Origin of the sequence: uncultured Cyclobacterium sp. (assembly GCF_963976465.1) — a bacterium.
Lineage (GTDB): Bacteria > Bacteroidota > Bacteroidia > Cytophagales > Cyclobacteriaceae > Cyclobacterium.
Map to the genome: position 1 here is coordinate 1 of NZ_CAXBOC010000090.1, position 13417 is coordinate 13417.

At 40.2% G+C, this 13417-nt stretch carries 9 protein-coding genes; 1 reads left to right on the forward strand and 8 read right to left on the reverse strand.

Annotation, left to right across the window (positions count from 1 at the left end; all coding sequences use genetic code 11):
- From AAC037_RS07185 to AAC037_RS07215, 7 genes are all read right to left on the reverse strand, one after another.
- Window positions 1-321 (reverse strand): hypothetical protein (locus tag AAC037_RS07185; protein WP_339902340.1); only part of this gene is annotated, 321 nt, incomplete at its 3' end.
- A 39-nt stretch (window positions 322-360) separates the two neighbouring features.
- Window positions 361-1131: a PIG-L deacetylase family protein gene (locus AAC037_RS07190; protein WP_339902341.1), complete on the reverse strand. Its 771-nt coding sequence runs from the start codon at window positions 1129-1131 to the stop codon at window positions 361-363.
- A gap of 3 nt (window positions 1132-1134) precedes the next feature.
- On the reverse strand, window positions 1135-2157 hold the full coding sequence (locus AAC037_RS07195) for a Gfo/Idh/MocA family oxidoreductase (RefSeq protein WP_339902342.1): 1023 nt from the start codon (window positions 2155-2157) through the stop codon (window positions 1135-1137).
- Window positions 2158-2194: 37 nt separating this feature from the next.
- Window positions 2195-3214 carry a Gfo/Idh/MocA family oxidoreductase gene (locus tag AAC037_RS07200; protein ID WP_339902343.1) on the reverse strand — a complete coding sequence of 340 codons (1020 nt, stop codon included), beginning with the start codon at window positions 3212-3214 and terminating at the stop codon, window positions 2195-2197.
- 156 nt (window positions 3215-3370) lie between these two features.
- Window positions 3371-5002 (reverse strand): RagB/SusD family nutrient uptake outer membrane protein, encoded by a 1632-nt coding sequence (locus AAC037_RS07205; RefSeq protein ID WP_339902344.1) that lies wholly within the window; start codon window positions 5000-5002, stop codon window positions 3371-3373.
- 17 nt (window positions 5003-5019) lie between these two features.
- Window positions 5020-8142 carry a TonB-dependent receptor gene (locus AAC037_RS07210; RefSeq protein WP_339902345.1) on the reverse strand — a complete coding sequence of 1041 codons (3123 nt, stop codon included), beginning with the start codon at window positions 8140-8142 and terminating at the stop codon, window positions 5020-5022.
- Window positions 8143-8840: 698 nt separating this feature from the next.
- Window positions 8841-10391 (reverse strand): sulfatase, encoded by a 1551-nt coding sequence (locus AAC037_RS07215; RefSeq protein ID WP_339902346.1) that lies wholly within the window; start codon window positions 10389-10391, stop codon window positions 8841-8843.
- A gap of 415 nt (window positions 10392-10806) precedes the next feature.
- On the opposite strand from AAC037_RS07215, the gene AAC037_RS07220 reads away from it, so the two are divergent.
- Window positions 10807-11721: a DUF5996 family protein gene (locus tag AAC037_RS07220; RefSeq protein ID WP_339902347.1), complete on the forward strand. Its 915-nt coding sequence runs from the start codon at window positions 10807-10809 to the stop codon at window positions 11719-11721.
- An 828-nt stretch (window positions 11722-12549) separates the two neighbouring features.
- Here the strand turns inward: AAC037_RS07220 and AAC037_RS07225 are convergent.
- A partial coding sequence (locus AAC037_RS07225; protein ID WP_339902348.1) for a DUF5009 domain-containing protein occupies window positions 12550-13417 on the reverse strand: 868 nt, incomplete at its 5' end.

Consider the following 13417-nt stretch of genomic DNA (forward strand, 5'->3'; position numbering starts at 1 on the left):
CCAAAAATGGGCATGTTTTAAGGAAATTTGCAATTCATTCACCAATCTTGCCACGAGAGGCAATTGTTCTGTGGGACCAATGGGTCCGCAGATCCCTACCGGATTATCAGCTGTTGCTTTTTTCCAGGTAGTGATGTATTCCAAGGCTTCGGCAAGGTAAAATTCTTCTATGGTATCATAAAAGACTACTTTAAAGCCGGGTCTGGATAACTTTATCATATCTGCCGGGGTCATACCGGCAATTTGATCGGTAATTTTATTGCCTAAATCCAGGGTAGTGTAATCCCACCAATCCGGAGCTATTGAACTTATCTTTCTCATATCTTTTTTTTGTTAATTAATGATGTTACACCTCGATGTCTAAAAAACTTTGCAGGGCGAATAAACCTCACCTAGACATTTAAGCGGATCAAATTCTGACTCTGAAAACCCAAAATGGGTCCTTCTTCTCCACCCTTCGGCATGCACGAAGGCATTCGACATCGCACCTACTTTAGTGGAAAAATCTTCCATCGCAGCAATATAGGAATCCATCTTCTGACTGTCTTCCAACCAGTTTTTCTGACTTTTATGCGCATCTAAAGCCTCTCTTTTTATCCTATGGACTGATCCTGTGTCAATAAATATCCCTGGAATTATTTTTTGACCCAGTGGATCCAGCAGTCCATGCGGAAGCGCATGGTATATGGCGCAATTGTAATTGGAAACTGCCGGAAATGAAGCTTTAAAGTTGGGAACCCCTCTTACAAATGCTGCTGTTACTGCCAAACGGCAAGCATTCATATGATCTTCCATATAATCTATGGGAGAATGAGTAAGGACAATACTTGGCTTCACTTTGCGAATAATCCCGGTTAATTCTTTCAGCGTTTCAACCTCATAGAAAATTTCAAAATCATCACAAATGGGTGGGTGAAAAACTGCACCCAATATTCTGGCGGAATTCTGAGCCTCAAGTAGCCTTACTCTGGCAGTAGTTAAAGCATCGGTTTCAGTGCTCCCACAATTACCTGAAGACAAATTCATGTAATGGATTTCATATCCTGCTTTTTTTAACAATACCAATGTACCAGCCATCATAAACTCAATATCATCTGGATGTGCTGCAATTGCCATGGCTATTTTATCCATCAATTATAGCTTTACACTTTTCCCTGTTGCCGCAGATTTATCAGCAGCAAAAATGATTTCATGTGTTTTCATGGCCTCTTTCAATCCTGTCAAAGTCATGTCTACCCCCTCATTAATGGATTTAAAAAAGGTGTCAAACTGCAATTGATAAGGGTGGTCAGCTACATCTCCGGAGTCCAACATTTTCATGGAAAGTTCGCTCCACCTTGTCTTATCAGACTTTAGTTTATTCGAATGAAATTTATTGTCCAAAATAGACCCTTCACTTCCAAACAAGTGGGTATGGAAATAATAAGGCTGCAAACAATCTACACTTGCTGCACATTTGGCAATTTTCCCACTTTTAAACTTAAGAATAGTTACACTGGTGGTGGTATATTCATAAGGCTCAAAAATCTCACTTTTGGTTTTGGTGTCATAGCTGGTAACCTCCTCAACATCAGCACCCATGAACATCAAAAGGGAATCTAAAGCATGACAACCCGCAGTTAACAATGAACTTCCCCCTCCGGTTTTTTTCGCATTCCATTCAAATTGTCCATACCAAGGGCCAATACCATGTAGGTAATCAATCTCCCCATAATGTATGTCTCCAATTAATCCCTGATCTACCACCTCTTTTGTGGAGATAAACTGGTTGGACCACCTACATTCGAAACAAATACAAAATTTCACTCCTGCAGCTTTCACCGCTTTTTCAATTTCTTTGCAATCCTCCCAGGACAAGGCCATTGGTTTTTCCAAAATAATATGTTTACCGGCCTTTGCGGCTGCCAAAGCATGTTCAGTATGCTGGTAAGTATAACTACAAATGGAGACTGCATCTATACTGCTGTCCTTTAGCATTTCATCAAGGTCTGTATACGACTTAATGTCTGTACCCCAAGTGCTGCTTAATTCTGCATCATTATGTTCTCTGGAGGAAAAAATAGCCGATACCTGCGCAAACTCTCCAGCGTTTATCGCAGTTATATGTTTTGTATCTACCCAACCGTATCCAATAATTCCAACATTCAATTTTTTCATAATTATCTCTTTATTAAATATTTAACAGTTAAAATGATTATTTTAAAGCTTGTTTGAGTGTTTTTTGCACGGATATCTTTTTACCGCCTTTGTTTTTACTTTCCTGAGCAGCTTCCATAAAAGCATAGATTTCAAAGGTTTCCTCAACAGACACCGGAGCTTTGTTCTGTAGGAAAAACTCAACCACCTTTACTACCAGTGATCGGTAACCGGTAAATGATCCAAGGTCAACGATTTCGTTTTCTTTGAATACCGTTCCCCCAAAATCTCGTTTTCCTTCCCTTATACCTCTAAAAACACCAACTCTGCCATCTTTCCAATGTCCGATAACCAGGTCTTCGGCTTCTGAATGTTGCACTTGCTGCACTTCCGTACAGCCGGGACCCATTACGGTATATAGGTATTCCACACCATGAATCCCATACCAAAACAAGTCAGTATGGCTCTTCTCCAAGGCTGCAGGGCTAAAAGTATGGGCACTTATTACCTCAGAGGGGTTGATATTTTGGACACTTTCCATGTACCTCAAAGCTGAAGAAGAAAAAATGGGCACGCCATATTTCTCTGCCTCTTTGTAAATATCTACTACACCTTGCAAATCTTCTGCAACAGGCTTATCCACAAAAACGGGTTTCCCTGCTTTGAGGGCCGGGAGAACTTCCTTCATATGGGGTCTTCCGTCATTCGTCTCAATCATCACTACGTCCACCATATCGATTAATTGATCTATAGAATCAACCATGGCGACCCCCATCTCTTCTACATCTTTTTGATAGCTGCTAAGTTGCGCTGGAGTAAAGTCAACATCAGGGTTTCCAGGTGGGTGGTACAATGCCGCCATTTTGCAACCAAAAAGGTCTTTCTTTTTATTTGGGTCGTTTAGGATTTTTGAAAATGCTGCACTATGAACAGATAAGCCTACTAAACCTACCTTTAGGTCTTCCTTAGGAAGGTTTTTGGCAATGGAAAATAAAGGCTGTCCTAAAAGGCTCAGTCCGACCCCTCCGAAGGAAAGCTTCTTAACAAAATTTCTGCGCACTATTCTTTTTTCGACCATTTACACTATTGATTATTTTTTATTACTTTCAGTTTCTGCCTTTAAAAGCACCCCATTGGGAGACGGTCCATCCCATTTCATTTTGATGTCCATAGCACTAAGACTCGTCTCCCATTTGCTAGTGGTTTATTTCTGGTTTTCAGAATACACACTGAATTAGTAACCCGGGTTTTGCTCCAATGCCGAATTGATATCAATTTCGGATAGAGGGATTGGAATCAACTCCATGGCTTCAGTAATGCTTCCTGTTTTATCAATTACCTTATAATGACCGCTCATTGGCCCCGATGTTTCTACTGAGTAATCCGTATAATTTGCCGGATCATCGGTCAGTTTCATCCCGTAAAATTGGCGGTCCATCACCTCTTTGTAAATCCCCCACCTTCGGATATCCATGTACCTGATTGTTCTTTCGATACAAAACTCTACTCTCCGTTCTCGCCTCAAAATTTCTGTAAGCATGTCAGGGTCTGTTTCTGTAACCATAGGCATACCTACCTCTGCTCTTCCTCTGACCTGATTGATGGTCTGGTCAAGTAAATCCTGGTTTATAGGGTCTCCATTTTCGATTTTGGCCTCTAAGTAGCTCAGAAGTACTTCTGCATACCGCAACAAGATGATATCATCCCCCGAATTTCCAAAATCACCTGAATAATCTTCAGTTACATATTTCTTCCAACCATAACCAGTGGAACCCGGAAGCGCTGCGATATTGTTGCTGGCCCTATCCGGATGCGCCAAAAATAGCCTACCTCTAAATTCTGTATATTCCGGGAGGAATATACTGGCGTATAACCTTGGATCTCGGTTATCGAAAGGATTTTCGGGATCATACAATGGTGACTCTTCAATAGAAAGGCCGTCGTTCATCAAAAAAGCATCAACCATGCCCTGATAGGGGTTAACTTCTGAGTAGCCACCATAAAATTCAGGGTGATGGTTCCTTTGATTGTGGGTATTCCCATATAAACCTGCAATACAATTGGTAGACAAGATAATTTCACTACTACCTTCGCCTGCTTCTTCAAAGATTGTCTTGTACCTAGGATCTATTTCATGTGCCCCGAGTGCAATAATTTCTTCATATACAGCCACTGCCTCGGCCCATTTTTTATCGATCATCAATAACCTTCCTTTGATTCCTAATGGGGCCGCCTTGACTATCCTGCCTTTTTCATTTTCAGGCCTGCTGGCAGGAAGATCAACCGCCGCGGCTGTAAGTTCCTGTATGGCAAAATTCACTACTTCCGACTTTGAATTTCGGGTTTGGGTATTCGCTTCTTCAATGGTCAACACATTGGTAATTAAAGGAACACCTCCATAAAGCAAAGACATGTAAAAGTATTCGTAAGCCCTTAGGAATTTTGCTTCTGCAATCCACTCTGCTTTCAGGGTTTGGTCCATTTCTACCCGCTCAATATTCTCAAGGAAGTAATTGGCTTTGAAGATGGTCCGGTAAGCCCTTTGCCAAATAGCCAAAACCACTTGTGTATCCGCCGCTCTCAGGTAACCACTGTAAATATTTCCTACCGAGCCAAATTTATAGCTTGAATCATCCGTAGCACTGGACAGAATCAATAATTCATTATTGTAAGAGTTATTTCCTACGTTACTGCCATTATAAATACCTGTGAGGGCAAGCATGGCGTCACTTTGACTGTTCCAAAAGGATCCTTCTGATAACTGAACCAATGGTTGCTCATCCAACCAATCTTGGCAACCGGTTTGACCGATCAAGATCAGTAGAGACAAAAACCCAACTAAGCCTAATTTTTTATATGTTTTCATAATCTGAGTATCTTTTATTAAAACCTTACATTTACACCTACCACATAGGATCTGATCAGCGGATAAAACCAATCCGCTCCTCCCGTTTGCATTTCAGGATCCCAACCTTTATAGAATTTGGTGATCGTGAAGAGGTTTTCACCGGTGACGTAAAAACGCACATTACTAAGGAATGTATTTCCAATTATGTCTTCTGGTAAGGTGTAGCCGAGCTGCACGTTTTTTAATCTCAAGAATGTAGCATCCCGATTCCAGAAATCAACCGGGTTGGCATTGTAGAAACCTGAGGCTGTAGCAATAATAGTTGGGTAAGCGGCATTGGGATCAGGATTTTCAGGCGTCCATCGGTTCTCGTAAAAGTCCCTTTGCACATTGCTATTGTTCTCCAACGGGAAGAAGAATTGCCCTAGCGTTACAAAAGCATCTCTTCCACCCTCACCTTGCAGCATAATGTTAAAGTCAAAATTTTTGTAATCTCCATTCAGAATTAGGGCATAAGTACTAAGTGGTAAAGGTTTGCCTATCACACTTCTGTCATAGGTAGAATTCACCTCACCATCCGGTACACCATCAGGCCCACTGATGTCTTTGTACTTAATCCCCCCTGGGATGGCCAAATTTGAAAAGGGTTGCGTAGCATAACTATCCACATCAGCCTCACTAACAAACAATCCATCACTTACAAATCCATACCTACTCCCGATCGGGTGGCCTAAAAACAAGCCTCTCGAAATATCTCTTTCTAGGTTGGCTATTTCCAATACCTGATTCTTTACTATCGAGAAAATAGCTGAAGCCCCGAAATTGAATCCTCCTATTGCGTTTCTGTAGCTAAGGTCAAAGTCCCAACCTTTGTTTTCCACCTTCGCAGCATTTGATTCAGAAGGGGTGGCCCCTAAAAGCCTGGAAACAGACACCGGATAAAGGATATCATTCGTAGTTTTTACAAAATACTCCCCTGAAAATGACAACCTATTTTCAAAAAGGGACAGATCTACCCCAATATTGGTCATCGTGGTTGTTTCCCATGTGATTTGTTTGTTGGCGATGGTAGTCACCGCACCACCAGCCGAAAGCGAGCCTCCGAACGGGTAATTTTGGCCTAGAGCAATAAGGTCCTGGTAAGGGTAGTTAGCGATGGATTGATTTCCCAACATACCCCAAGAACCTCTGATCTTAAAATCTGCAACCCATGGAAATGCATCTTGGAAGAAGCCTTCTTGAGCTACCCTCCAGCCTGCAGAAAAAGAAGGAAACAAGCCCCATCTACTTTCTTCAGGAAATCTGGACGAACCATCGTAGCGGAAATTCGCTTCCAATAAGTATTTATCCTGAAAGTCATAATTTAACCTACCGAAATAAGAAGAAAGCGTATTCCTGGCCGCTCCTCCGTTATTTGTTGCACGAACTGTTGCCCCTGCATCAATTTCATAAATCTCATTGTTTGGAAAATCATCCCTAAAAGCTCCCATGTACTTAGAGGTATAAGCTTGCGCGGATCTTCCTAGGAGGACTTGAAAAGCGTGGTTGTCAATGGTTTTATTGTACTCCAAAAAGGCTTGAAGGGTCAAGGCCGAGCTTTGGTACCAGCCTGTCCTTAAACTGTTTCTTTGAATTGCATAGGTTGAGGTGATTGGGTAAGTAGAAATGAATGTTTTACTTTCAGAAAGTCCCTGAGTATATCCTGCCTGACCTGTAACCTTTAGGTCTTTTGTGATTTGCCAAATCATACTACCATTGGTATAGATATCTGAACTCTCGCCGGAAACAAAAGATTGGCTATTCAAATCAGCCTCCGGATGAGAGGTCTCATTTCTCCCATAGAAACCATCTGGTGTAAAGCCTTGGATGGCATTCGAATTTCTCATGGCCCCGGCAATTATATTACCTATACCTCCATTACCATAAGGAGCAGACGGCTCGTTACTACTCGCCTTATTCCCGGCTAACTTGACGCTGATACTCAATTTATCATTAAGCTTACTGTCTAGATTAAGTCGTAAATTGATCCTATCTGCGTTGGTTTTTTGAATGATCCCTTGTTGGTCATAATACCCCAGGGAAAACATGTATTGTGTTTCGGCAGTACCGCCACTTACAGACAAATCATGCTTTGTCTCTGTACCTTGACCCGAACCAAATAAATGGCCTATATGATCGAAATTCGGATAGTCGGGATCATTACCGGCCCTGAACATCTCAATCTCTTCATCTGTATACCTTCTTTGTTGTCCTAAATTCCGGTTGTTTTCGTTTACAGCTAACCCATATTCCCATGAGTTCAACATCTCCGGAATCATTGTAGGGGTTTGACTGCTTACATAGGCATTGTACCTAAATACAGGAGCACCTGACTTCCCTTTCTTGGTTTCAATAAGAATTACTCCATTTGCTGCTTTGGAACCAAATATTGCAGCAGAAGCAGCATCCTTTAAAACGGAAATACTTTCTATATCATTGGGGTCTACATCATCCAGGGAGGATTCAATCATGTCGACCAAAACCAAAGGGCTATTTCCAGCTGAGCTAAAAGTACCTTGCCCTCTTATTAATAGAGATGCACTATTTTTTCCGGGATTACCCGAATTTTGCCTGACTGAAATCCCACTCATCTGCCCTTGTAAAGCAAGGGATGATTTAGGAACAGCCCGTTTCTCTAAGGCTTCGTTAGTTACTGTGGCTACTGAACCAGTTAAATTCACTTTTTTCTTGCTACCATATCCAACTACAACCACTTCATCCAAGCCTTGAAGATCCTCCTCCAAGGCAATATTAATAAGGCTTCTGCCCAGAATTGGAACTTCTTGAGTAATGAACCCTATGGACGAAAAGATTAAGGATTCTGCCTCATCTTGTACGGTAATTTTATAATTACCATCTACATCTGTGACAGTGCCTGTAGAGGTACCTTTCACCAGAATATTCACTCCCGGTAAACCAATTCCATCAGTCTGGGAAGTAATCTTCCCTGTTATATTAATAACATATGTCACGTTATTAATATGATTCTCGAACTTACTAGCTAATGCCCCTTCCCTTTCTGAGGCATAGCCGGGACCATTAAAAATTAGTGGTGCCATGATCCCCAAAAACAAGAAACTTAATAATCTCGTAAGTGGCCTGTAAATTAATTTTTTCATACTTTAGTGGTCGTGGATTAAACTTAGTTTTTCTGCATTTCCTATTCATTTTCAGATTGCGAATTGATATAAATGGATAGGATCAATTAACCGCCGGAGCTCAGTAGGATGAGTTCCGGCTTTTTTATTATTATTTTATCATCTGTATTAAAAGCGACATCTACTGGAACTACGATAATCTATATACCAAATTTAATTATTCCCTAAAGGATAATCCAATACTTTTTACTAGATCTAAGGTACTATTTTATAGAATGGTTACTATTCGATTTAATTTTAATGCATCTTCTAATATTTATTTACAAAAGAATCCATAAAAATTCATTTACAAACAAAACTATATTAATTTGCATTTTACAATCAAACCAATAATCTTGGATTTCAACACACCAAAAGTAGATTACCTATTTCTCCTGAAAGACAAATTCAAAACTGAATTTTTGAAAAAGACCTACTCTAGGTTTAAAAAAATGTAGCGCCCAATTAAAATGGTCTATAAACGATTAGTGTAATTCAATAAATTGCGTAGAAAAAATTTCTATACCTAAAACCATCTCATCTCGGTGGTTTTCAAGTCCTGCTAAAAATCCATAATGAATAGAAAAAGCTCCAACAGAATTGTTTTGGTATAAGTGACATTCAAAAAAGAGGAAGGTGTCTTTTACGTTAAAAAGAAATTAGAATTGATCCTAGACAAATCACTTCATTATAACTGGAAGCGGATTAGTAATTCTTCCCGGCCTTCGTTGGTTAGCTCCTGTCCTATTACGATCGCCCAAATTATGTTTGGCAAAGGCTGCCAATTCGGTCAATCTATCTACTACCTCAGGGTTTTCGATAGCCAGGTTTTTTGAAGAGGTAACGTCATTAACCACATCGATAAGAATGGGTTTATTTTCTTCTCCGGTTTTAAAGTAAGGATGTTGAACAAATTCTTTTAAGGGTAAAAATAACTTCCAATCCCCAGATCTTATGGCTTGAAGTTGATCCATATAATAATAGTAAAAAACCTCGTGGGGTGTTTTGGCACCTTTGTTTCCTAAGATTAATGGAAGAATATTCTTTCCATCAATAATTCTATCCTGAGGAATCTCTGCCCGCGACAGATGGGCAAAAGTGGGTAAAAAGTCCATTGTTGTAGCCATTTCCTCACTAACCGTTCCCTCAGGAATGGTACCCGGCCACCAAAAAATTGTAGGCACTCTAAAGGCTCCCTCAGCGGTTGTGTATCCACGTCCTTGCAAAGGAAGGTTCGTCCCCCTAATAATGCTTGTTGGATCCTCAGTCATTGGTGCACCATTGTCTGAAGTAAAAACCAACATGGTATTTTCTTCTATACCCAACTCGGCTAACTTATCCATTATTTGGCCCACCGACCAATCCAGCTCCTCCACACTGTCGCCCCATGGTCCTCCTTTACTTTTCCCTTTGAAAGCCTCGCTAGCAAAAGGCGTGGCCGTGCTCCCGGGCATTGCCTGAGGCAAATAAAGAAAAAATGGTTCATTTTGGTTTTCAGTTATGAATTCCAAAGCCTTCTCGGTATAATCTTTTGTCAGTAAATTTCTATCAACACCTCCCATTACTACTTTCTCATTCTCCATCACAGGCAATGGAGGCCAATTCTCACCGTTAAACTTTTTCCCCAATCGCAAGCCTACCTCTCGGGTCATGTCATCACTATAGGGTATCCCGTAAAAATAATCAAAGCCCTGGTTGGTGGGCAAAAATTCAGGTTGGTCTCCTAAATGCCATTTCCCTATAATTCCTGTTTTGTAACCAATACTTTTTAGTACTTCGGCTATTGTTACTTCTTCAGGATTTAATCCATAAGGTGAAATAGGTCTTAATACTAAACCATCTCTGGGATTGACATGCATGCCTACCCGCTGAGCGTAACAACCTGTCATAATGGAAGCCCTGGAAGGTGTACAAACCCCAGCAGTAACCAAAAAATTAGTAAATTTTCGTCCTTCTTTGGCCATTCGATTTAATTCCGGAGTACGGATAACTTTTGAGCCAAAAGGCTCAATGTCCCCATAACCCAAGTTGTCGCAGAATATGATAATAAAGTTAGGTGTCTTTTTTATCGTATCGATTTGTTCCAGACCCGTGGAATCATTTCTTAAATTCACTTTCAAAACCATCGCCTTAAGCTGAGTACTATACATAAACAGCAAGGAAATGCAAACAAAATAAATGGAAATGCATTGGCCTTTGCTACTTTGATTTGAACTAGAAAAGTTTTCCATTTTATTAAGATTTTTAAATCGAAGTATTTATTCGGATGTATAAAAATATGGCTTATTAAACAAAAAAACTTATAATATATTCTATTTTACTGGTATTATATCATAAAACCTCATCAATTTATGGATAAATAAATTTTTCCAACACAGTAAACCACATTTTAATAACCAGCAATGTTCCTGAAAAATACAATCAAGATATTTTTTATTATTCCGAATTATACAATGAACTTAGGTTGTAAAATCAATCATTTCTAATACCGGGAGAACTGAAATTCAAAAGGTTATCGATAAAAACAGAATATGGAATTGTTTTTTATTTTCCGTATTTTGAATTCTAGTTGACAACTTTGTTATAATAAATGACAACTATTGAATCATTGCTGTTCCCTACCCTAACAATTTAACCCTGAAAATCATGAGCAGGCACCTATCAACTGAATGGCCGATATTAGATTTTGCAACAATGCAGGAAACTGTTGAAACCATGCATCAATGGCTTCAAATAATTGGAAAGATCCGTTTAAAGGCCATGCCTTGGTTAAATCACTCTTGGCTTTGTACCCTATACATTTCTCCCGCAGGTTATACCACCAATGCTATTTGTTTTGAAGGTGGCACCTTTGAATTGGAGCTGGATTTTATACACCACCAACTACAAATCAAATGTGCCAATGCACCGACACAACATATCCCTTTAGCAACAAGTACGGTTGCTGATTTTTATCACAAACTCTTTGAGAAATTGGCTAAAATAGGGGTAAATGTCAAAATCCATGGTCGACCCAACGAAATGGATCCGGCCATACCCTTTACCTCAAATACGGCAATCAGTCCTTACAATCCACATGCTGCCAACCTACTTTGGAAAGCCATGCTCAAGTCAAATGGTGTATTCAATAAATTCCGAAGTGGGTTTATTGGTAAATCCAGCCCAGTACACCTTTTTTGGGGTGCCTTTGATTTGGCTGTAACGCGATTTTCTGGAAGAACCGCCCCATTACATCAGGGTGGAGTTCCGAATATGCCATTGGAAGTCATGCAGGAGGCCTATTCTCATGAGGTAAGTAGTGCCGGTTTTTGGCCGGGATCAAAAGACTCCCCCATACCTGTTTATTACGCGTATGCTTACCCAGGAGATGAAGCTTATGCCAAGCAAAAGGTATTGCCCGAACAGGCATTTTACAGCCCGGAAATGGGTGAGTTTTTCTTGAAGTATGAAGATGTTCAATCGGCCTCGGACCCCGACAAAATGCTACTTGATTTTCTAAATACGACCTATGAAGCAGCAGCCAATACCTCAAACTGGGACCGAGAGGCATTGGAAAGGTAAAAGACGCATATTTAAATAGCTGCGTTTTTTGGTAGGAACACTTATCTGTAAACTTTTTTATCTCAATTATTCACCACCGCTGGCTGAGCCTGTCGAAGCCAACGGTATTGTAGTCCGGTGTCTGAGCGTAGTCGAAGTCAACCTAAGGATCAACAAATAGAACTATCTATATGGAAAGGTAGATTATTAAAAGAACCTTTTTAACTCTAAATTTCGGCTAAAGCCACCTGCTACATTGCTAATCTATAAATGGGCTAAAGCCCATTCCTATTGAATGGTTTTCTTTGAGAAATGAGTTCAGATTAGATTCTTGGAAAGGTATAAGAAATCCTATTTTCAATAACCCCCAGCTTTAGCTGGGGGATGGTAAATTAGCCGCCTTTTTGGAGCTTTAGCCGAATCATTTGCACGTGTCGTTCAACAAATAGAACTCCTTAGCCCTTTGAGAAAGGGATATATTAAAAACTCCTACTGTCCTCTATGTTTTGGCTAAAGCCAGGTTCTACGATGCAATCTTATAAATGGGCTGAAGCCCATTCCTATTGAATTGTTTTTTTTGAACAATGGGTTCGGGTGGAATTCAGAAATTGAAATAATGAAACCATTTTTTTAATAGCCCCTAGCTTTAGCTGGGGGATAGGTATCAGTAATTTACTCCTCTCTGGGGCTCTAGCCCAAACATTAACACGGGATGTTTTCCTTCTATTTAGGTGCTAATAACAGCCTGAACGCTAATTATCGAAAGTTGGAAACTTTCGGCATTATGGGTCCAAGTTACGCTTCGCTAAACTTGGACCAGCTAAATAAACTTGGACCAGCTAGAACACCTTAAACCTTGATGTACCAGCGATTCTTGTCCATCCACCAGCCTATCAGCCAAATAATCAACATAAAAGAAATGGAGAACAAAAAACTCGCCCAACCTTCAGGGAAAACTGGTTCATATAGGGTTTTGTAGGCAAGATGACGTACAGATTGGCCTTCAATTCTTATCATGCCGAATGTTCTTACCAAGACACCGGATAGGATGTACAAGGCCAAGGGGTTTTTGCCAAAGACTTCAAAAAAATATGCCCAACCTTTGATCGACCGCACCTCCAAAACAAACATTAACACCGCCAAGGTTAGTGTGGAATAGCCGACAGTAACGAGAGTAAAAGAACTTGTCCAGATCTTCTTATTTATAGGGAAACCATAATCCCAAAGGTAACCTACAACTAGTAAAATTACCGAAAACATGGCCAACCAAAGTACAGTCTCGAGGTCTCCTCCTCTTCTTTGAATCTGCAGACCTACCCAATAACCTAACAAGACGTTCACCATTGCAGGAAAGGTACTTAACAGACCTTCCGGATCAAAAGGTACCCCATTCATCATATACAAATTATCCGGAGAAAAAATCCACAGATCCAAACGCCCACTTGCATTGCCTTCAAGTGAAAAAGGATCCATACCCGGAATGCCAAAAAGAAACATAACCAACCAATAGGAAAGCAAGACAAGAACACTAGTAATTAAAATCTTTTTCGGACTCAAGAAGTAGATCAAGGTAGCTGCAAGCCCATAACACAAGGCTATTCGCTGCAATACACCTAAGATTCTAATGCTCGCAAAATCATAGGGTATCATTGCGCTGTCGTTGATCCTGAAGAAAGGAAAAGCTGTTAAAATTAGACCAATTATAAAGATTAAGACC